The following is a 20,696-nucleotide window of genomic DNA, read 5'->3' as shown; positions in this document are numbered from 1 at the left end:
TTCATCCCGAAGTTCGGGCCAAGCGAGGCCTCGCGAATGCAGATCATCGCCTTCTTGCCGATCTTGTTCAGGCCGTCGCCCAGACCGACCGTGGTGGTGGTCTTGCCTTCACCCGCCGGCGTCGGGTTGATGGCGGTGACGAGGATCAGCTTGCCATCGGGGCGCTCCTGGACGCTGTCGATGAAGGCCTGGCTGATCTTGGCCTTGTCATGGCCGTAGGGCAGCAGGTGCTCACCCGGAATGTTCAGCGCATCCCCGATCTGCTGGATCGGCTTCTTGTTGGCCTCGCGGGCGATTTCGATGTCGGACTTGAATGCCATCTTGGTGCTGTCCCTGTTGCGGATGGTTTCGCGATGGCCCAGCCATAGCGATGTGCCGGACCGCCTGTGAAAGCGAATCCGACCTTTTCTTGCGTAACTGCGGCGAAGGTTGCCCGCGTCAGCAGCCATGTGCCGCTGATCGGAAACCCCAGGCTCCGACGGGGCGGATGGTGATCCCGCTGCGCCTATAGATCACTGCTGCACGGGCGCAGAGCAACACGAACTTTCGTATCGGAAACTTCGCTCTCAATTCGTGGAATTCGGCCAAGATCGGCCCGGCTTCAGCCCTCGGGCTGCCAGGCGCGCTGATCGGGGATGTGCAAGCGCAGGACATCGCCGATCGCCACACTGCCCTCTCGGGCGACAGAGGCGGTCACGCCGCGCCGTCCCGCGGCGGCGGGCTTGAAGCCGCGCCCCTTGCCCGGTGCCACTGCCTCGATGCTCTTGGCGGGAAACTGGCAAGGCCGGTTCTGCATGTCCACGGTCAGCGTCGCCCCCGAAGGCGCCTGCAGCCTGGATGATGGCGGGACAAAGCTGAAATCCGGCAATCCGCTGAGAACCATAGAGGCACCCAGCCGCGCCGGGTCAATCGCCTCCACCCCGATCAGGTTGGCGATCTCGGCCAGCTCCTCGGCGCTGATGATGCTCAGTTGACGTTCGTTCCGGATTTCCGTGCCCTTGGGATACTGTGATTTGACACGCGTACAGGAAGACCGCGTCGCCCCGCCGTGGAACGATCCCGCCACGCCGGCAAAGGTCAGGTCCAGCCGCTCTCGCGGTTCGGACAGCAGTTCGACACGGTCGGCATTCGTCACGACCCCCAACCATGTGACGGTTGCTGTGTAATCAGTGGGTTTGAGCGCGGGCATAGGGGCCTTTCTAGGGGGCGGGAACGGATCGCCCTTCACGGGTCAGGGTAAAGAACATGCGCCTCAGGGGGAACAACGCGCCCCCATCGGCGGACAACGGGTAGGCCTTGGGAATCAGTTCGTCATAAGCGGCCACCAGCCTGGCGCGGGCCGTTTCGGGCATGGCCCGCAGGATGGGCCGGGCATAGGTCGCCTCTGTAAACCGGCGTACCGGATGCCCTTCATCGCAGGGCGGAAGCTTCTGGAAATACTCCGTCTCCCAGAGGCTGATTTCTCCCAGGCCTTCAAGCAGGTGATAATACTGCGCCGGTTTCAACACCTCGGGCAGGTGCACGTCCTGAAGCTGCCCGGGGCAGAGTTCCTCGGCCAGAGTGCGCCACAACCGGTGCGAGGGCGCGTTGTTCTGATGCGGCACCTGAACGGCCAGCACTCCGCCGGGGACCAGGCTGTCAACAAGGTCGGGCAGGATGGCCTCGTGACCGTCGATCCAGTGCAGAGCAGCATTGGAGAATATCAGTGCAGGCGCCTTTTTCGGTCGCCATTCCGCGATGTCTCTCTCGTCCAAGCGGTCATAAACCCCCTGCCCCCTTGCCTGTTCCAGCATCGCCGGAGAACTGTCGACTCCGATCAGCCTGGCGCCAGTCGTCTTGCAGAACCGCAGGTGAAGGTCGGGCGCCACGTCCCCGGCCCCACAGCCAAGGTCCACAACGTCGCCCACCGGCAATGGCCCGAGCCGCGCCAAGAGATCCAGCGCGGGCAGCAAACGATAACCCCGGAACCTGTGGTAGGTCCCGGGGTCCCAATCGTCTTCTGTCTTCCCGGTCGTCATGCCGAGGGCTCAGGCTCCAGTCCGCCGTCGCCCGAGGGTTTGGACTTGGGCTTGGTCTTGGGGATCGCGGTTAGCGAGGGCTTATCCTCGACCGCGCCTGAGCCGCCGTCGTCGTCGCCCGCATGGGGCGGATCGCCCCGCATCACGCGCTTGATCTCTTCGCCGGTCAGGGTTTCGTATTCCAGCAGCCCTTTCGCCAGGCGCTCCCACTCGTCCTTGCGGTCGGTCAGGATCTGGTAGGCACGTTCATAGGCTTCCTGGATGAAGCGCTTGACCTCGTCCTCGATCAGTTCCTTGGTATGCGCCGACACCGACAGACCCGCGGTATTGCCCTGGTAGCCCTCGTGCGCCTCGGCATAGTCGATGTTGCCGACCTTGTCGGACATGCCCCAGCGCAGCACCATCGCACGGGCCAGCGCGCTGGCCTGCTGGATGTCACCAGCCGGACCGTTCGAGACGTTGGGCTCGCCGTACTTGATGATCTCGGCGGCCTTGCCGGCCATCGTCATCGCCATCTTTTCCTCGCACTCGGACTTGTGCCAGTTCAGACGGTCGATTTCCGGCAGGCTGACCACCATGCCCAGCGCGCCGCCGCGCGGGATGATCGTCGCCTTGTAGACCGGGTCGCATTGCGGCAGGGCCAGCCCGACCACCGCGTGACCGGCCTCGTGGTAGGCGGTCTTTTCCTTCTGGTCGTCGGTCAGGACCATGCTGCGCCGCTCGGCGCCCATCATGACCTTGTCCTTGGCGTTCTCGAAGTCTTCCATCGTCACGAAACGGCGACCGACACGCGCCGCCATCAGCGCCGCCTCGTTCACGAGGTTGGCAAGGTCAGCGCCCGAGAAACCGGGCGTACCGCGCGCGATGATGCGCAGATCGACGTCCGGGCCCAGCGGGGTCTTGCGGGCGTGCACGCCAAGGATCTTTTCGCGGCCCTTGATGTCGGGGTTCGGCACCGTCACCTGGCGGTCGAAACGGCCCGGGCGCAGCAGCGCCGGGTCCAGAACATCGCGCCGGTTGGTGGCGGCCACGATGATGACGCCTTCGTTCGCCTCGAAACCGTCCATCTCGACCAGCAACTGGTTGAGTGTCTGTTCACGTTCGTCGTTGCCACCGCCATAGCCCTGGCCACGGGCACGGCCCACGGCGTCGATTTCGTCGATGAAGACGATACAGGGCGCGTTCTTTTTCGCCTGCTCGAACATGTCGCGGACACGGCTGGCGCCCACCCCGACGAACATCTCGACGAAGTCGGAACCGGAGATGGTGAAGAACGGCACGCCCGCCTCGCCCGCGATCGCACGCGCCAGAAGCGTTTTACCAGTACCCGGAGGGCCGACCAGCAGCGCACCCTTGGGGATCTTGCCGCCCAGGCGGCTGAATTTCTGCGGGTTGCGCAGGAATTCGACGATCTCTTCAAGTTCCTCCTTGGCCTCGTCGATGCCCGCCACATCATCAAAGGTCACGCGGCCATGTTTCTCAGTCAACAGCTTGGCCTTGGACTTGCCAAAGCCCATCGCGCCGCCTTTGCCGCCGCCCTGCATCCGGTTCATGAAGTAGATCCAGACACCGATCAGCAAGAGGAAGGGCAGAAGAGACAGCAGGAAGGACTGGAAGCCCGACTGTTCCTGTGCCTCGGCCTTGACCGGAATATTATTGTCCAACAGCAGGTTGGTCAGTTCCGCATCCTCGGGCTTGATGGTGACATAGTCCTGCCCCTCGTTGGTGCGATAGCGCACCTGTTCGCCGTCGATGGTCACAGAGCTGACGTTCTGCGTCTCGACCGCGCGGACGAAATCGGAATACCCGACTTCGCGGCTCTGCAGCGTGGTGCCGCCGCCCGAGAACAGGTTGAAGAGCGCCAGGATCAGGAGGAACAGAACGACCCAGAAGGCGATGTTTCTTGCGTTACCCAAGGGGGGAACTCCTTTGTAAGCTTTGCAGGCTCATAGCACAGCGAGTTGCAGTGTAACATAGAGATCGGCGCCCCGGCTTCAATGCGAGAGCAGGAAGTCGCGGAACACCCCGGCGCGGCACAGGCGCGCAGTATTGCCGGGGCCGACACCCAGGGCATCGCAGGCCAGCAATGTGTCATCCTGCCAGATCGACGGCAGGGACAAGGCGGCGCGAAACGGCGGAGCGCATGGCGGCGTCTCGGCAACCTGCCGCCAGCCGTCCTCTCCCAGGGCGCGGATCGTGCGTCCTGCGTGGTCGGGCGTCGTGACCTGCCACCGTCCGTCCCACGTGACACCCGGGGCGATGGCTGTCGCCTCGGCAACCGCAGCCGCCTCGCGGAACATCAGCACCCGGCCCCGGTGGTGGATCACCTCACAGCCGTGCAGCGTTCCGCCGCCCCCACTGACCAGCCGGTCACGCAGCCCTTCCAATGCCTCGGCCCGGGGCGCGTAGTCGGCGCCGGACACAAAGCGCAGCATGGCCGACAGCAGGCGCCGCTGCGTGGCCGGTTCGACCTGTTCGTGCCAATCCGGCGCCAGCGTCAGCCCGCCCCAGCCGGTCTGTGTGCCAACCCCGTCCCAGATCGTCGCGGCGCGCATGGCAAGGGCCAAACGATCATCGCGCAGACGGGCCGCCGTGTCGGCCAGCGTTTCGGCGCCCAGCCCTTCGGCCTGCAAGTCCGCCAACAGGCGCCGCATCCGCACCCGCCCATAGGCCGGATCATCATTCGACGGATCCTCGACCCAGCGCCCTTTGAGGACCGTCAGGTAATGGCGCAACTCGGTGCGGCCCATCTCCAGGCAAGGACGCAGGATCTGCATGCCGCCCACATGGCGCCGGGCCGACATGGCCGACAGGCCGTCCACGCCAGAGCCACGCGCCAGGCGCATCAGGAATGTCTCGGCCACGTCGTCACGCGTGTGGGCCATCAGCACGTGGGACAGGGATCCGCGCCATGCGTCGATCAGCGCCAGCCGACCACGCCGCGCCGCGTCCATCTTGTTGCCGGTGCCGTCCCAGTGCCAGCGCAGCGTTGTATGGGGCCAGCCAAGCTCCGCACATTCCCGGGCTACCATCGCCGCCTCATCCGCGGATTCGGGCCGCAGCCCGTGGTCCACCGTCACCACGCGAAGGCGCACACCCCAGACATGGCTCCAGTTATGCGCAAGCGTCAGCATCGCCATGCTGTCGCCGCCCCCAGAGACGGCCAAGCCGATTTCAGAAGGGAAATTCGGGCCAAGCAACTGGCCCATCGCCTCGGCAAACCGCTGGTCGAGGCTCACCGTCTTACTGGCACCCAAGGCTCTGGCGGCTGGCGGTCGCGCGGGACACCGCGTCCGAACCGGGATAGCGCAACGCGACCTCGCCCAAGGTGATGCAGGCCTCGCTTACCGACCCCAGCGCCCCAAGCGCGTCGCCCAGGCGCCACAGCGCCTCGGGCGCGACCTTGGCATCCGGAAAGCCCGAATAGGCCGACAGGTAGCGTCGCGCGGCCTCGCGCGTGTCCCCCTGCGCCTCCAGCGCGCGGCCCTCGCCGATCAGGGCCGCAGGTTCCAGCGGTCCCATCGGGTAGGTTTCGCGGAACTGGGCAAAGAGCATCTCGGCGCCTGCGTAATCGCCCTCGTCCAGGGCCTCTAGTGCGGCACGGAAATCCGCCTCTTCGCTGATCGCCAGTTCTCCGTCGAAGGGCAGCGCATCCGTGGCCGGGGGCGGCGCGGGCTGCGCCGCGACCGGCGCCGGGCCGACATCACCGCCCAAGGGGTCCGTCTCGCTCAGGCGGCCAATATCACAGTCGGGTTCCAGCTCGCAGATGCGGAACTTCAGGTCGCCGATACGGTTCGTGCCGTCCCTGACAACCTGCCCGATACGGAACTCCAGCTCCTCGGTTTTGGCAGTCAAGCGCTGCAGCTCGCTCTCGATCGCGGTGATCCGGTCCAGCGCGGACCCGCCAACCGCGACAGAGGGCGCCCCCGTGGTGTTCAGCTCAGCCCGCAGCTTGCGCAATTCGACCGTCAGGACGGCAAGGTCCTGCTTGACGTCGGCCAGCGTTTCGCCCTGCTGGGCCGCCGCCATACCGCCTGCCAGCAGGCAGGCACCGAACACCACCGCGCGCAGCATGTCTTACCCTGTCAGGCTGCTGACCGAGATCACGGTCACGGCGCGGCGATTCTTGGCATAGCAGGCCTCTTCCGAGCAGATCTCGAGCGGGCGTTCCTTGCCATAGCTGACGAATTTCAGACGGCTTTGCGGGATGCCCTTGGCCACCAGGTATTCCATCACCGCGTTGGCACGGCGGGCGCCCAGCGCAAGGTTGTATTCCCGCGTGCCCTGCTCATCCGCATGGCCCTCGATGATGGCCAGGTAGTCGGGGTTGTCCATCAGCCACTTGGCCTGACCGTCCAGCACCACGCGCGCCTCCGCCGACAGGGTCGACTGGTCGACCGCGAACAGCACCCGGTCCCCGACACGGGCCGAGAAATAGGCCGGCGAAGCCGGATCGTCGACGCTGCCCGGCGCATAGGTGCCCGGACCGCCCGCCCCACGCGAAGCGTCGTCGCCACCGAACCGCGACGGGTTGGTACAGGCCGCGGTGGCCAGCGCCGCGCCGATCAGGATGGCCTTGGTGAGATGTTTCATGGATCAGGTCCTGCTCTTGTCATTGCGGCCTGTCTATCACAGGGCGCAATATATGGGAAATGACGTCTTATTGCAGCGGGCCCCAGCTGGGGTCCGAGGCGCCCGCCGGGGTGCGCACCCGTTTCAGGTTGCGCCCCGAGATATCGACCGAGTACAGCGCCGACGAGCCCTGCGCGCCCTGCGTCTCGCGCGAGAACATGATAACGCGGCCGTTGGGGGCCCAGGTCGGGCCTTCATCCAGGAAAGAGGCGGTCAGCAGGCGCTCCTCGCCGCCGTCAGTGCGCATCACGCCGATGTGGAACCGGCCTGCGTTCTGCTTGGTAAAGGCGATGCGGTCGCCACGCGGGCTCCAGACCGGGGTGCCGTAGCGTCCGTCGCCGAAACTGATCCGCTGCGCCTCTCCGCCCATCGCCGGCATGACATAGAGTTGCTGTGTGCCGGAGCGGTCGCTTTCAAAGACGATGCGCTGGCCATCGGGCGAAAAGCTCGGCGCCGTCTCGATCGAGGGTGCAGAGGTCAGCCGCCGTGTCGCCCCGCTCGCCAGGTCCATCGCGAAGATGTCGGTGTTCGATCCCTGGGTCAGCGAATAGACGACCATCCGCCCGTCCGGGGAGAACCGCGGCGCAAAGCTCATCACGCCTTCTCCCACCTGCAGGATCTGGCTGGCCACGTCGCCCACGGTCAGCACGTGGATGCGCGGAAAGCCGGTCTCATAGCTGGTGTAGAGGACCCGCCCGCCATTGGGCGAAAAGCGCGGCGCCAGCACCAGCGAAGAGTCGTCGGTCAGGTACTGCACGTTGGCGCCGTCGTAATCCATGATCGCCAGACGTTTCTGGCGTGCGTCCTTGGGTCCGGTTTCCGAGACAAAGACCACGCGGCTGTCGAAATAGGGCGTCTCGCCGGTCAGCCGGCTGTAGACCTGATCGGCCACCTTGTGTGCCAGCCGGCGCCAGCCGCTGGCGTCAGAGGCAAATTGCATCCCCTGTCCCAACTCCTGGCCGGCAAAGACGTCCCACACCCGGAACTTGACCACCACGCGGCCAGAGGCATCGGCGGAAACGGAACCGGTGATCAGCGCCTGCGCGTTGATCGCCTTCCAGTCGGCGAACTGGACCGGCGCGCCAAAGCTGCTGACGCGGGCGATATGCGCGTCGCGCGGGATCTCGCGGAACAGGCCGGTGCCGGTCAGGTCGGCGGCGACGACGCGGCTGATCTCGGCCGCGAACTGTTCCGCAGCCTGGGTTTCGGCAACGAAATCGGGCACCGCGTAGGGCAAGGGTTCGATCACACCTTCGGTGATCTCGATGCGCAAGGGACCGGACTGGGCCTGGACGGCCACAGGCAGGAATGCCGTGGCACAGGCAAGGACCAGGGCGGCTAGACGTGCGATCATCTCGGAAAACCCTCCTTCGGGCACTGCTCGGACCGGATGTGGCGGGTCTGTGCCCGCTCTGCGTTAACCTATCCTGATTTCCCCCGCCGCAAAACCGGCAATACCGGGTCGCAGAGGGGGAATTTGCGCAGGAAATCGCTCATTCAAGGCGCAACTCGTGAGGATCGAAGGTCATCTCGACCACCTTCCAGCGCGCGTAATCCGAGGCGGGCAGGTCGTAGCCCCCGCCCCACTGGCACCGCAGAACCACACGGCGTCCGGATTGAAAGGCCCTGTCGATGGGCGGCCTTGCTGCCGGATGAGGCACGGACCAGATGCACGCTGTCCGGCTGGATCCGGTCGTCCGGCAGCATCGAAAACGCCAGCGTTACCCCGATGTCCGCGGCCTCGCTGTTCACGTCGATCACCCAGCAGCGCTCAACCGCCTGCGCGAACTCTGCGGCGTAGGATTGCGCCAAGACCGTACCGGGCGCGGCCATCAGGCACAGGACCGCCAGAGCCGCCGTGCCCCTCACCGCAACCTCATCTGGTCGGGATTGAATGTCATCTCGATCTCTTTCCACTGCTCGTATTTCTCGGCGGGCAGGTCATATCCCCCCTTTTCGCAGCGCAGGACCGCGCGCCGCGCTGCCTGGAAAGCAGTCTGCACCGCCGCGGCACTGCCGTCAGAGGCGCCAACCATGCGCAGGCTGCCGGGCACGACTCGCCCGTCCTGATCGAGTTCCATCCCGACCGTCACCGTGACGTTCGACGCCTCGGAGCCGTTGTCGACGATCCAGCAGGCCTGCACCGCCAGCCGCAGTGCCTCGCGTTCGCCCCGTGTCATGGGGGGACCGGCGGGAACATCGGGCGGCGCAGCCGACAGGGCATCCGCCAGCGCCGAGGTGATATCGGCGTTGACGTCCGGCAAGTCCGGCGCCGAAGGCTCCGGGTCCGGCGTGCCGGAGGGTTCCGGGGTCGCATCGGGGGCGGGATCGGGACGGGGTGTCGCCGCCTGCGCGACGCGAGGCGTGCGCGCCTGAGGACGCAGCGATTCCGTCGGCGCGAAACGCGGGCCGCCCTCGGGCACGATCTCTGTCGCGGTTTCCGGCGGCGCGGTCGGCACGCGCTCTTCCTCGACGACCTCGGGTGCGTCTGCCTCGGGGTCCACCGCCTCGACACGCTCTTCGTCGCGTTCGGTGTTCGGATCGGGCGGCGCCACGGGTTCGCTGGCCACGCGGTCTGCCGGGCGTGCCTGTGGCCGCAACGATGCACTGGGCGCACGCGTTGTGGGCACCGGGGCTGGCTGCGGCGCGATCGGCGCCGGAACGGGTTCGGGATCCGGCAGCGGCGTCGGGGCTGGCACGGGATCGGGTTCCGGAACCGGCTGGGGTTCGGGCACGGGTTCAGGTTCGGGCTGCGGCACGGGCTGGGGTTCAGGCACCGGTTGGGGTTCGGGTTCGGGCTCCGGCACGGGAGCCGGCTCCGGCGCCGGGGCCGGCTCGGGTTCTGGCGCAGGTTCAGGCTCTGGCTCCGGCGGCGGTGCGACGGGCGTTTCCGCTTCCGGCACAGGGTCAGGGACCGGCGGCGCCGTCAGCAGGGCGAAATCCTCTTCGCTCAGCACGGTCACGTCCGATACCTGCATGTCCGGCGGTTCCGCCGAGAACACGTCACCCAGCAGCAGCCAGGCAAACAGCAGGGCATGTGCCCCGCCGGATATGTAGAAATAGCGGTTCATCCGCGCCTCAGCCGCCGTCGGGCCCGTCAAGCGCCGGGCCGCCCACATCCGTCACCAGACCGATCGACGAAAACCCGCCGGCGTTCAACGCCCCCATGATCTGGGCCACGTCCGAATAGGTCACCGACCCGTCCGCGCGCAGGTAGACCCGGTCGTCCGAGCGTTCCGCCGCGATGGCCCGCAGCCGGTTCACCAACTCGTCGCGGGCGATCTCGGTGTTCTGGATCAGGACCTTGCCATCTGCCGACAGCGTCACGGTCAAGGGTTCCTGCGGATCGCTGGGCAGCGCCTGCGCCGCCGTCTTGGGCAACTCTACCGGCACACCCACAGTCAGCAGGGGCGCCGCCACCATGAAGATGATCAGCAGCACCAGCATGACGTCCACGAAGGGCGTCACGTTGATTTCGGCCATCGGCTGTGCCCGGCTCCTGCGCGATCCGCGCCGCCGCTTGCCGCCTCCGGATTTGACGACCCCTGCCCCCATCGCTCAGGAATCCAGCTGGCGCGAGAGGATGGTGGCGAATTCGTCGGCGAAAGCCTCGTAGTTGCCCACGATCCGGTCCGCGTCGGCAGAGAACTTGTTGTAGAAGACAACCGCCGGAATGGCTGCCAAAAGGCCCAAGCCCGTGGCCAGCAGCGCTTCGGCGATACCGGGCGCGACCACCACCAGCGATGTATTCTGCTGTTCGGCAATCTGGATAAAGGAATGCATGATCCCGAAGACGGTGCCGAACAACCCGATGAAGGGCGCGGTAGACCCGACGGTGGCCAGCACCGGCAGCCCCCTCTGCAATTGGTCCGCCTCTTTCTGGATGGCGACATCCATCGACCTGTCGATCCGGCTTTGCGCATTGGCGATCAGCCCGCCGTCCTCGCGGTGGCTGCGGCGCCATTCCATCATCCCCGCGGCAAAGACGCGTTCCGACCGCCCCGAAGGTTCCGGGCCAAGCTGTTCGAACAGCTCGTCCAGAGGTTCCCCGGACCAGAAGGCCCGGTCGAACCGCGTCGCCTCACGCCGGGCACGGCGGTAGCTGACGAATTTCTCGATGATGATCGCCCAGGCCCAGACCGAGGCGACCATCAGCAACAGCATGACGAGTTTGACCGTCAGCGTCGCGCGCATGAAAAGACCCCAGAAGGAGAAATCGATCTCCGAGGCGAGGGCAAGCGTTCCTGCTTCCATAGACCTGCTCATTTCCTGTCGGCCCCTGTGGCCGGGGCTCTGATTACAGCGATTTCTACCCGATTTGCAGGGGAAAGGCCAACACATTGGCACTGTACCGCCTCTGCACATGCAAATGGGCGGTTCCATGCCGGGCACAAGCCCCCGAGAGTTCGATTTGGCTTGGCTGCCGAAAGTGTTACAGTCGGGATCAGATCCAATCAGGAGGTCTCATGCCCCGCCCGCTCTGCCTCATTATCGGGCACGGACCGGGCCTTGGCGCAGCCTATGCCCAATGCTTCATGGAAGCGGGCCATAATCTCGCCCTGCTCAGCCGGTCAGGCGCGCGGTTCGAGGGACGCGCCCAGCCCGGCGCCACGGTCTCGGCCTTAGCTTGCGACGCCGCCGATCCCACGGTGCTGACGCAGGCCCTGGACGACGCAACCCGCGACCACGGTCCACCCGATGTGCTGATCTACAATGCCGATCTCGCCATGTTCGGCACGCTCGACGATCTGGACGAAAACCAGTTCGAGCAAAGCTGGCGGGTCGGGACGCTTGGGCTTTATACCGCCGCCCGTACGCTGGGCCGCAAAATGGCGGCACGCGGCTCGGGCACGATCATCGTTTCCGGCGCCACCGCAGCGCTGCGCGGGCGCGACTGGACCACGGCCTTTGCCCCGACCAAGGCGGCGCAACGCGTCCTTGCGCAGTCACTGGCCAAGCAGCTGGGCCCAAAGGGAGTGCATGTGGCCTATATCCTGATCGACGGGGTCATAGATACCGCCGATACACGGTCGGATTTTGCCAAGGGGAAACCGGACGATTTCTTCATCCAGCCCGACAGGATCGCCGCCACCGCTTTGATGCTTGCCCGACAGGACCGCTCGGCCTGGACCTTCGAAATCGACCTGCGCCCTTTCGGCGAAACCTGGTAGGACGGCTCAGTGCACCTGCCGACGCAACGCCACAGGCAAGCGCGCCGGCTGGCCTTCACGCGTGACACAGACCGCCGTCACCTCGGCCCGAAAGATCACCTCTTCGCCCCGCACGACCTCTTGCGACATCACCAGGCGCACGCCGGTCATGCTCTTGACCGCTGTCCGCACCTCAAGCGCATCGTCGTATTTCGCGGTCATCAGGTAATCCGCCTCGATCCGCCGCACGACAAAGACGATACCCTCCTCCTCGCGCATGGCGTTCTGGTCCAGGCCCTGCTGCTTGACCCAGTCGCTGCGCGCACGTTCGATGAATTTCAGGTAGTTGGCGTGGTAGACGATCCCCGCCATGTCGGTGTCTTCATAGTAGACGCGGATCGGGAAACGATGCATGGGCGGGCTCCTTCCTGGCAGCGCGACCCTAGGCGCGGCACCCGGCACGGGCAACCCCGTCTCAGCGCTTGCGCCGTCCACCGGCGCTGCGGCTGTGAAAGGTCGGCGGCCGCTTGGCGACCCAGGCGAGGAATTTCGCCATGTCGGGATGCGCGCGCAGTTTTTCGACCGTGTTCAGATCGCGCGCCAGCTCGGCCTCGGTGAACCGGGCGTGGATCTCGCTGTGACAGATCTGGTGCAACAGGACGACCGGCCCGCCCTTGCCGCCCTTCAGCCTTGGCACGAGGTGGTGCAGGCTCTGCCGGGCCTCCGGCGGAATGCGGCGCAGGCACAACGGACAAATCGGTTCTGATCCCTGTTCCAAATCGCTCCCCTTGTGGCCGGTACTGGCATTGGGCAAGAGAATGTGACGACGACGCCAAGGATCAAGCCAAATGGATTTCGACCTGACCAACCAGCCCGAGATCGTGCAGCAGGCCTATGCCTATGTCCTGCAGGGTTGGGAGATCGCCCATGAATGGCTGGTCTCGCCCGCCGCCTGGTCACAGTTCGGGCTGCTGGCCGCCGCCTTTCTGCTGGCCTGGCTGCTGACCCGCCGGCTGCGGCCCTGGCTGACCCGCGTCCTGACGCCAGAGGCCTCTCGCCAGTCCCTGCTGGCCTCGACACGGCGGTTCCTGCTGATCTTCGTGCCGCTGCTGTTGCCCCTCCTGGCCTGGGCCTTTACCGGCATCGGCGAGAGCCTGACCAGGGCGATCTTCAACTCGGGCGCGGTGATCGCCTTCGGCAAGCGCGTGTTCCTGCTTCTCGCCGCGCGTATCCTTGTGCGCGAGATCGTGCAGGACGGCTTCCTCAAGGTGCTGGGACGGATGATCCTGCTGCCGGTCATGGCGCTTTATGCCGTCGGCCTGCTGGACGTGGCCACGGAACGCCTGAACGAGTTGACGGTCAGCCTGGGCAACATCGAGTTCACCTTGATGTCGGTGATCCGGGGCATCATCGCCGGGTCGATCCTGTTCTGGCTGGGCCGCTGGTCCAACGACCAGACCGGCGCTTATATCCACAAGCAGGAGGACATGCGCCCCGCCACCCGGCAGCTGGCCGCCAAGGCCGCCGAGTTCAGCATCTTCGGCCTGGCCTTCCTGCTGCTCATGAACATCGTCGGCATCCCCCTGACCTCGCTGGCGGTTCTGGGCGGTGCCATCGGCGTGGGCCTTGGCCTCGGCCTGCAAAAGATCGCCTCGAATTACATCTCGGGCATCATCCTGCTGCTGGAAGGGCAGGCCACGGTGGGCGATTATGTCGAACTGGACAGCGGCGAGGCCGGGACCATCGTCAAGACAACCGCTCGGGCGATGATCCTGGAAACCTACGATGGCCGTTGGATCGTCGTCCCGAACGAGGATTTCATCACCACCCGCGTCATCAACTATTCCGACCAGGGCAGCGCCAACCGCTACGAGGCGCCGTTTTCGGTCAGCTACAAGACCGACATCAACCTGGTCCCCGACATCGTCGAGGCAGCGGTGGCCAAGCATCCCGGCGTGCTGGACACGCCTTATCCTCCGGATTGCGAGCTGCGCGGCTTTGGCGATTCAGGCGTGGATTTCGCGGTCGAATTCTGGGTCAACGGGATCGACGACGGGGCGAACAAATATACCTCTGACGTGTTGTTCCTGATCTGGAACGCGCTCAAGGACCACGACATCGAGATCCCCTACCCACATCGTGTCATCGAATTGCAGCACCCGACCGAAAGCCCCGCGCCCGAGGCGCAGGAGGCGTGACGGGGCAGGCGCTTGTGATCGGCGGAGGGCCTGCCGGGCTTATGGCCGCCGACGCCCTGCTGAGCGCAGGCCGGTTGGTGACCCTGGTCGAGGCCAAACCCTCGTTGGCACGCAAGCTGCTGATGGCCGGCAAGTCGGGGCTGAACCTGACCAGGATGGAAGAACCGGGCCGTTTTCTGGCCGCCTATGGCGCGGCGGCGCCGCACCTCGCGCCGATGATTGGCGCCTTTGGCCCCGGCGAGGTCGCGGCCTGGGCCGAGGGACTGGGCCAGAAGACCTTTACCGGATCGACCCTGCGGCTGTTTCCCGAGGTCATGAAAGCCTCTCCCCTGCTGCGCGCCTGGCTGGCCCGGCTGGATGCCCTGGGGCTGGAGGTGCGGACCCGCTGGCGCTGGGTGGGCTGGGACACGGACGGCGGGCTGTGTTTCGACACGCCCGAGGGGCCACGGACCGAATATCCCGACATCACCGTTCTGGCCCTCGGCGGTGCCAGTTGGGCGCGGCTGGGCTCGGACGGGGTCTGGGCCGGGCATTTCCTGCAAGCCGACCTGCCGGTCACGCCCTTTGCGCCCTCCAATGTCGGGCTGGCGGTGGACTGGTCCGATCACATGAAACGGCACTTCGGCGAACCGCTGAAAAACATCGCGCTCACCGCCGGGGACATGACCAGCCGGGGCGAGGTGGTGATCTCGGCCCGCGGATTGGAAGGTGGAGGCATCTATCCGCTGACACCTGCGCTACGGACCGGCCACACCCTGCAGATCGACCTGAAGCCGGACATGGATCTCGCCTCGCTGACGGCACGGCTGTCCCGTCCGCGGGGCAAGCAAAGCCGTGCCAACGCCCTGCGCAAGGCCTTGGGCCTGACAGCCGCCGCCCAAGCCTTGATGATGGAATATGCGCGCCCACTGCCGAATGATCCGCAGGCACTGGCCAGGATCGTCAAGTCGCTGGTTCTGCAGGGGGCAACCCCCAGGCCGATGGACGAGGCGATTTCGACCGCCGGCGGTGTCCCTTTCGCGGCGCTGGACAACGGGTTGATGCTGCGTGACCTGCCCGGCACTTTCTGCGCCGGCGAGATGCTGGACTGGGAGGCGCCCACGGGCGGCTACCTGCTGACCGGCTGCCTGGCCACCGGTCTCTGGGCCGGGCGCCACGCGGCGGACTGGCTGGCCGCGCAACCTGTGCGCAATCGGGATCGTTGAGGCGGCGCCTTACTGGATCGACTGACCCGGCGTTGACCAGGCCAGCGAGATGCGACGGTTCAGCGCCCGCCCCTCCGGCGTGGCATTGTCGGCCACCGGCCGGTCAGGACCATAGCCCAGCACCTCCATCGCGGCGACAGGCACCCCACGCTTGGCAATCTCTTTCGCCACGACTTCGGCCCGCAGGCGGCTCAGCATCCGGTTGACGCCCTCGGCACCGAAATTGTCCGTATGCCCCTCGACGCGCAGGGTCAGCCCGCCCTGCCCCACGCAGACCCGTGCCACCGCCGAAAGCGCGTTCACGCCCCGGATCGACCGCGCGTCCAGCCGTGTCTCTCCCGAGAGAAACCGCACCGGTTCATCGCTTTCGGCCAGGCGGCTCTGGCGGGCGCATTCGGCCACCGAGGGCGCGAACTCCAGCAGCGGCAGCCAATAGCCCGCCAGAAAAACCTGCTCCGCCCCCAGGGCGATGTTCTGCCGCCGCGTGTCGGCGGGCGGGTAGTCTTGCAGCAACGACAGCGTCAGGCTGTCATTCGGTCCCAGAGCCGCGCGGGTCGCCGCCTCGATCTGCTCCAGGTCGACGCCGGGAGAGAGGACAGCCTCGACAGAGAGCTGCCTCAGCGCAAGCGCGATGGTCAGTGTTTCCGCCTCTCCCAGCCAGGGTTCGACGGCCCTCAACAAGGGCGCGGCGCCCGGCAGCGCGGTATCCCTATCCTGCTGCAAGGCGCCACCGACAGGCGGCAGCCCCAACAGCCCGGCAATCGTGGCCGCATCCAGATCGACGGGCAATACACCGCCAAGCGACAGTCCGGTCTCGGGATGATAGATCAGGGTCGCATCCGGATCGCGGCCATCGTCCTGCAACTCGACACGGCTGCGCAGGTCAGCGCCTTGCGGCAAGGCCGCAAGCAGCGTCTCGACCCTTGCGGCACTGTCTGGATCGGCAAGAACCGCGTCCAGCGTGATGGAGGCCTCCTCCAGCAGGAGCTTCCCCTCGATCACCTCGGCAAAGGCCTCCTGTACCGCCGCAATGCTGGCAGCCCAGCCAAGCGTGTCCGGGTAAGGCGACTGCGACAGGCGCGAGACGTCGGCGCCCAGTGCCTTGGCCACACCCTCGGACGGGATGCCGTCCGGCAGAACCCCGCTGGCGGAGACCGCACCGTTCACCCGGTCAAGCTGTAGCCAGAAAGGTTGCGGCAGCGCCTCGGGCAGTTGCGACACGTCCAGGCGGTAGCTGGCCGGCAGGGCCGCGCGCAGGGCCGCCAGGGCCTTGTCCATCTCCGGCCCCCCGCTCAAGGTCGTCAGCACCACGGCACCGGGCGTCACCAGCGCCACCCCTTGTTCCGCCGCGCCCAGGACCTTGACCGCGCCGATCATGGCCGGCCCGAGGTCCGGCAGCTCGGGATCGACCGGCCCGTTGACCAGCGCATTGTCCTGCACGCGGTCAAACGCGCCCGTCAGGACCTGTACGTTCAGGCCCGGCGGCAGTTTTCCCCGCAGCGACACGCCGCGGCGCGGGTGACGCTCGGCCACCAGAAGGAAAGGCGCGCCATCGTCACGCACGCCAATCTCCCGCTTGATCGACAGGCCCTTGGGCAGCGTGTCGAGCCGCGCCGCCACTGCCCGCGCCTCGGCAGGCCAGAGCGCCTCTCCCCTGATCGTGCCACTTGTTCCGGAGACAGTGACCTCTGCCCGGTCCAGCAAGGCCGCACTTTCGGAAAGCACCAGCAGCGCCTTGTCCCAGTCGGCAATTGGCGCACCGCGTGCCACCTGAAGGTCCGTGACCGGTGCGCCATTGATCCGCCCCAGCGCCTCGGCGGTGGTGGCTGCAGTGACATGACCGTTCAGCCGCACCCCCTTGTCGTCCTTGCGCAGGCCATAGGTGAAGCGTCCGACCCGAGGCAGAACCTCCAGGCGGGCACGCACCTCTTCGACACCGTCGATACCGCGCAGCGCGCGTTCAATGGCGCGCCGGTCCGCGTTGCTCTGGACCAGCCCTTCGACCGTGATCACCCGTCCCTGAACCGTCAACGCAGGCGGATCGGGATACTCGGCCAAAAGCGCCGTCGCCTGCGCGCGCAGCCCGGCCTCGATGGTCGGCTCGTCGCTGGGCACCTGGAACAGCCCAAGCCCCGCCAGGGTCAGGAATATGACCAGCGCGCCGATGGCTTCGACAAGCGCCTTGGCCGTCATCGGATCAGATCGCGGCCTTGCGGCTCTCGTCCAGGTAGATCTCGCGCAGGCGCAGCGCGCGCTGTCCCGGCGTCCCATCGCCCAGCGCCACGCCGTCGATCTCGACCACCGGCATCACGAAGGTCGAGGCCGAGGTGATGAAGGCCTCATCGGCGCCTTGTGCTTCCTCGATCGTGAAGTTGCGCTCTTCGACCTCCATCTGCGCCTCGCGGGCAAACCGCAGGACGGCGGCACGGGTGATGCCGTGCAGGATGTCGTTGGACAAGGCGCGGGTGACGATCTTGTTGCCCTTGATGAAATAGGCGTTGTTCGAGGTGCCTTCGGTCACGAAACCGTCCTCGACCATCCAGGCGTCGTCGGCACCGGCCTTCTTGGCCATCATCTTGCCCATCGAGGGATACAGCAGTTGCACCGTCTTGATGTCGCGGCGGCCCCAGCGGGCATCCTCGATCGAGATCACCTTGATGCCGGTCTTGGCTGCGGGGCTTTCCGCCAGGCCGGGCTTGTTCTGGGTGAACAGGACGATGGTCGGCACGGTCGTCTCGGGGTCGGGGAAGACGAAGTCGCGGTCGTCCGGGGCGCCCCGCGTGATCTGCAGATAGACCAGCCCGTCCACGATCCCGTTCTTCTCCACAAGGTCGCGGTGGATCTGCAACAGTTCCTCGGGGGTGACGGGGCTGCGCATCTCCAGCTCGTCCAGCGACCGCTGCAGGCGTTTCGCGTGGCCGTCGAAATCGATCAGCTTGCCCCCCAGCACCGAGGTGACCTCGTAAACGCCATCGGCCATGAGAAAGGCCCGGTCGAAGATCGAGACCTTGGCCTCGTGTTCAGGCAGGAAATCTCCGTTCACATAAACGGTACGGGTCATGGGCGTGATCCTTGAAAGCGGTGTCCAGCGTCTTGTAGGCAGGGCGCCTGCGGGCTGCAAGCCTCCGCCCCGGGGGCAGCGGCGGCATGCCGTCTCAACCCCAGAGTGCGGCCACGGGCGGGTGCACGCCCTCGGCATCGAATTTCAGCGGCACTTCACGGTCCTCCGCCAGCAACAAAGGCCCGTCCAGGTCCGTGACAAGCGCCCCTTGGGCCAGCAGCACGGCCGGCGCCATTGCCAGGGACGAGCCGACCATGCAGCCCACCATGACATCGTATCCCTCGGCCAGCGCCGCATCGCGCAGGGCCAACGCCTCGGTCAGGCCGCCGGTCTTGTCCAGCTTGATGTTCACCACGTCATACTTGCCCTTGAGCGCGGGCAGCGAGGCGCGGTCATGACAGCTTTCGTCGGCACAGACAGGCACCGGCCGCTCCATGCCGATCAGCGCCTCGTCCTCGCCGGCCGGCAAGGGTTGTTCGACAAGCGCCACGCCCAGCCGCACCAGGTGCGGCGCAAGGTCGGCGTAGACCTCGGCGCTCCAGCCCTCGTTGGCATCGACGATGATCCTGGCATCCGGCGCGCCGCGGCGCACCGCCTCCAGCCGGGGCATGTCATCAGGCGTGCCCAGCTTGATCTTGAGCAGGGGCCGCGCAGCATGTTTGCGCGCCGCCGCTTCCATGTTCTCGGGCGTGTCCAGCGACAGGGTATAGGCGGTGATTTCCGGTCCCGGCCTCGCCAGACCGGCCAGTTCCCACACCCGTTGCCCGGCGGCCTTGGCCTCCAGGTCCCAGAGCGCGCAATCCATCGCGTTGCGCGCCGCCCCCGCGGGCAGAGCCTCTTGCAGTGCCATGCGGGAAATCCCCGCGGGCAGGGTCCCGATCTCGGCGGTCACTGTGTCCAGCGTTTCATCGTAGCGGGCATAGGGCACGCATTCCCCCCAGCCCATGACCTTGCCGCGCGAGACCCGCACGGTCAGCACCTGCGCCTCGGTTCGGCTTCCACGCGAAATGGTAAAGGCCTCGGCCAGCCGGAACACGTCTCGTGAAACAGTGATCGTCATGCCCGTCCTCCCTGTGCTTCTTCTTGGTCTAAATACCCCACGTCCGCAACCGGCCTCCCCAGTGCGGCGCACCGAATGATGCGCCCCAAGGGACGGCGGGCGGGGCGTCTTTCGCGCAAAGCGCGAAACAGCGTCCGGCCAGGGGCCGGACCGCCCGTTGTCAGAGCGCGGCCAGTGCCTCGGCCAGCCGGTCGGCACCGTGCCGGAACGGGTCCACCGTGGGCAGACCAAGGCGCGCCTCGACCTCTTCGCAATAGCGCACCGCCTCCGCCTCGCCCATGTGCTGCGTGTTGATCGACACGCCGACCACCTGGCAGCCGGGATTGGCGACCTTTGCCAGCGACATCGACAGATCCCGCACCTCTTCCAACGAGGGCAGACCATAGTCCGGCAGCCCCCGCATGTGGGTCCGCGTCGGCTCGTGGCACAGGATCAGCGCGTCGGGCTGACCACCGTGGATCAACGCCAGCGTCACGCCGCTGAACGAGACGTGGAACAGGCTCCCCTGCCCTTCGATCACGTCCCAATGGTCGGGGTCGTTGTCCGGCGTCAGCCATTCGATGCTGCCGGCCATGAAATCCGCAACAACCGCGTCCAGCGGCACGCCGTCGCCGGTGATCAGGATGCCGGTCTGGCCGGTCGCCCGGAAGGTCGATTTCATGCCCCGGTCGCGCATCGCCTTGTCCAGCGCCAGCGTGGTGTACATCTTGCCCACCGAGCAATCGGTGCCCACGGCCAATACGCGCTTGCCGGTTCGTTTCTTGCCATCCGCGATCGGATAGTCGACCTCGGGCACCCGCACGTCGTGCAGGGCACGGCCCGTGGCCTCTGCCACGGCCTTGAGATCGGGCTCGTCCCGCAGCAGGTTGTGCAGCCCCGAGGCCAGGTCGAAGCCTTCCTCCAGCGCCTCGACCAGGACCTTTTTCCAGGTCTGGCTGATCTTGCCGCCGCGGTTGGCGACGCCGATCACCAGCGTCTTGGCCCCGGCTGCCTTGGCCGCTGCCAGATCCATGTCGGGCAAGCCCAGGTCGGCCTTGCATCCGTCCAGCCGGAACTGTCCGACACAGTTTTCCGGCCGCCAGTCGCGGATTCCCTGGGCCACCTTGGCCGCCAGCGGGTCGGGCGCATCGCCCAGGAACAGCAGATAGGGTGTCTCGATCATGGACGCCTCCGAAATCAGAATTTGCCCGACCATGCCAGAACGCCTGCCGAACTGCCTTGCGTTCCTGCGCTGATTTACAGATTTCTTCGACGTTTCTTGCGTGACTTGATCAATTTGCCGAAGAATCGTGCAGCCAATTGGGAATGCCGCTCTGCAGCGAAATTTGCTTGCGGAGGCTCACGCAGTTTTATAACCCGTACACCAAGGTAT

Annotated in this window: 20 protein-coding genes; 3 read left to right on the top strand and 17 right to left on the bottom strand. The window is 66.3% G+C overall.

From position 1 onward, the window contains the following. The 11 genes from PVW46_RS03920 to tolQ form a co-directional block, all read right to left on the bottom strand. On the bottom strand, positions 1-320 hold a 320-nt coding region (locus PVW46_RS03920), incomplete at its 3' end, for a formate--tetrahydrofolate ligase (RefSeq protein ID WP_274574771.1). A gap of 281 nt (positions 321-601) precedes the next feature. Beyond that, positions 602-1,189: an MOSC domain-containing protein gene (locus PVW46_RS03915; RefSeq protein ID WP_069208025.1), complete on the bottom strand. Its 588-nt coding sequence runs from the start codon at positions 1,187-1,189 to the stop codon at positions 602-604. Between the two features lie 10 nt (positions 1,190-1,199). Then, positions 1,200-2,018: a methyltransferase domain-containing protein gene (locus PVW46_RS03910; protein ID WP_083242149.1), complete on the bottom strand. Its 819-nt coding sequence runs from the start codon at positions 2,016-2,018 to the stop codon at positions 1,200-1,202. Then, complete coding sequence (gene ftsH / locus PVW46_RS03905; protein ID WP_043142086.1) at positions 2,015-3,934, bottom strand: ATP-dependent zinc metalloprotease FtsH; 1,920 nt, start codon at positions 3,932-3,934, stop codon at positions 2,015-2,017. Before ftsH ends, PVW46_RS03910 begins: the two co-directional genes overlap by 4 nt. Positions 3,935-4,012: 78 nt before the next feature. Next, the gene (gene tilS / locus PVW46_RS03900; protein ID WP_274574767.1) at positions 4,013-5,275 is read right to left on the bottom strand and encodes a tRNA lysidine(34) synthetase TilS; all 1,263 of its coding nucleotides are present in this window, start codon (positions 5,273-5,275) and stop codon (positions 4,013-4,015) included. Beyond that, on the bottom strand, positions 5,262-6,092 hold the full coding sequence (locus PVW46_RS03895) for a tetratricopeptide repeat protein (RefSeq protein WP_069208024.1): 831 nt from the start codon (positions 6,090-6,092) through the stop codon (positions 5,262-5,264). The genes tilS and PVW46_RS03895 overlap by 14 nt, the downstream gene beginning before the upstream one ends. A gap of 3 nt (positions 6,093-6,095) precedes the next feature. Next, positions 6,096-6,611: a peptidoglycan-associated lipoprotein Pal gene (pal, locus tag PVW46_RS03890; RefSeq protein WP_069208023.1), complete on the bottom strand. Its 516-nt coding sequence runs from the start codon at positions 6,609-6,611 to the stop codon at positions 6,096-6,098. A gap of 67 nt (positions 6,612-6,678) precedes the next feature. Further along, positions 6,679-8,004 carry a Tol-Pal system beta propeller repeat protein TolB gene (tolB, locus tag PVW46_RS03885; RefSeq protein ID WP_043142096.1) on the bottom strand — a complete coding sequence of 442 codons (1,326 nt, stop codon included), beginning with the start codon at positions 8,002-8,004 and terminating at the stop codon, positions 6,679-6,681. A 511-nt stretch (positions 8,005-8,515) separates the two neighbouring features. Continuing rightward, complete coding sequence (gene tolA, locus PVW46_RS03880; RefSeq protein WP_043142572.1) at positions 8,516-9,721, bottom strand: cell envelope integrity protein TolA; 1,206 nt, start codon at positions 9,719-9,721, stop codon at positions 8,516-8,518. A gap of 7 nt (positions 9,722-9,728) precedes the next feature. Next, positions 9,729-10,205, bottom strand: a complete 477-nt coding sequence (gene tolR, locus PVW46_RS03875; RefSeq protein ID WP_043142100.1) for a protein TolR — start codon at positions 10,203-10,205, stop codon at positions 9,729-9,731. A 3-nt stretch (positions 10,206-10,208) separates the two neighbouring features. Then, positions 10,209-10,904 (bottom strand): protein TolQ, encoded by a 696-nt coding sequence (gene tolQ, locus PVW46_RS03870; RefSeq protein WP_043142103.1) that lies wholly within the window; start codon positions 10,902-10,904, stop codon positions 10,209-10,211. Positions 10,905-11,116: 212 nt separating this feature from the next. On the opposite strand from tolQ, the gene PVW46_RS03865 reads away from it, so the two are divergent. Further along, the gene (locus tag PVW46_RS03865) at positions 11,117-11,821 is read left to right on the top strand and encodes an SDR family NAD(P)-dependent oxidoreductase (RefSeq protein WP_069208022.1); all 705 of its coding nucleotides are present in this window, start codon (positions 11,117-11,119) and stop codon (positions 11,819-11,821) included. Positions 11,822-11,827: 6 nt separating this feature from the next. Here PVW46_RS03865 and ybgC read toward each other — a convergent pair whose 3' ends face one another. Beyond that, on the bottom strand, positions 11,828-12,214 hold the full coding sequence (gene ybgC, locus PVW46_RS03860; RefSeq protein ID WP_043142109.1) for a tol-pal system-associated acyl-CoA thioesterase: 387 nt from the start codon (positions 12,212-12,214) through the stop codon (positions 11,828-11,830). Between the two features lie 61 nt (positions 12,215-12,275). Then, the gene (locus PVW46_RS03855; RefSeq protein WP_083242147.1) at positions 12,276-12,578 is read right to left on the bottom strand and encodes an HNH endonuclease family protein; all 303 of its coding nucleotides are present in this window, start codon (positions 12,576-12,578) and stop codon (positions 12,276-12,278) included. A 70-nt stretch (positions 12,579-12,648) separates the two neighbouring features. Here PVW46_RS03855 and PVW46_RS03850 point away from each other — a divergent pair, with 70 nt between their 5' ends. Together PVW46_RS03850 and PVW46_RS03845 are read left to right on the top strand one after the other, a co-directional pair. Next, a complete protein-coding gene (locus PVW46_RS03850) occupies positions 12,649-13,998 on the top strand; it encodes a mechanosensitive ion channel family protein (RefSeq protein ID WP_052244505.1) in 1,350 nt (449 codons plus the stop codon). After that, the gene (locus PVW46_RS03845; protein ID WP_274574755.1) at positions 13,995-15,203 is read left to right on the top strand and encodes a TIGR03862 family flavoprotein; all 1,209 of its coding nucleotides are present in this window, start codon (positions 13,995-13,997) and stop codon (positions 15,201-15,203) included. Before PVW46_RS03850 ends, PVW46_RS03845 begins: the two co-directional genes overlap by 4 nt. Before the next feature lie 9 nt (positions 15,204-15,212). Here the strand turns inward: PVW46_RS03845 and PVW46_RS03840 are convergent, their stop codons facing one another. The 4 genes from PVW46_RS03840 to dgcN form a co-directional block, all read right to left on the bottom strand. Beyond that, entirely contained in the window at positions 15,213-17,396 is a 2,184-nt protein-coding gene (locus tag PVW46_RS03840) for an OmpA family protein (protein WP_069208021.1), read from the bottom strand. A gap of 4 nt (positions 17,397-17,400) precedes the next feature. Further along, the gene (locus PVW46_RS03835; RefSeq protein WP_043142116.1) at positions 17,401-18,264 is read right to left on the bottom strand and encodes a D-amino-acid transaminase; all 864 of its coding nucleotides are present in this window, start codon (positions 18,262-18,264) and stop codon (positions 17,401-17,403) included. Positions 18,265-18,358: 94 nt separating this feature from the next. Continuing rightward, the gene (gene dgcA / locus PVW46_RS03830; protein ID WP_043142119.1) at positions 18,359-19,324 is read right to left on the bottom strand and encodes an N-acetyl-D-Glu racemase DgcA; all 966 of its coding nucleotides are present in this window, start codon (positions 19,322-19,324) and stop codon (positions 18,359-18,361) included. A 160-nt stretch (positions 19,325-19,484) separates the two neighbouring features. Beyond that, a complete protein-coding gene (dgcN, locus tag PVW46_RS03825; RefSeq protein WP_043142583.1) occupies positions 19,485-20,486 on the bottom strand; it encodes an N-acetyltransferase DgcN in 1,002 nt (333 codons plus the stop codon). Positions 20,487-20,696 lie beyond the last annotated feature (210 nt).

Source organism: Mameliella sp. AT18, assembly GCF_028807275.1.
GTDB classification, from domain to species: domain Bacteria; phylum Pseudomonadota; class Alphaproteobacteria; order Rhodobacterales; family Rhodobacteraceae; genus Antarctobacter; species Antarctobacter albus.
The sequence above is the reverse complement of the archived record's forward strand: the minus strand, read 5'-3'. Positions and strand labels throughout refer to the sequence as shown.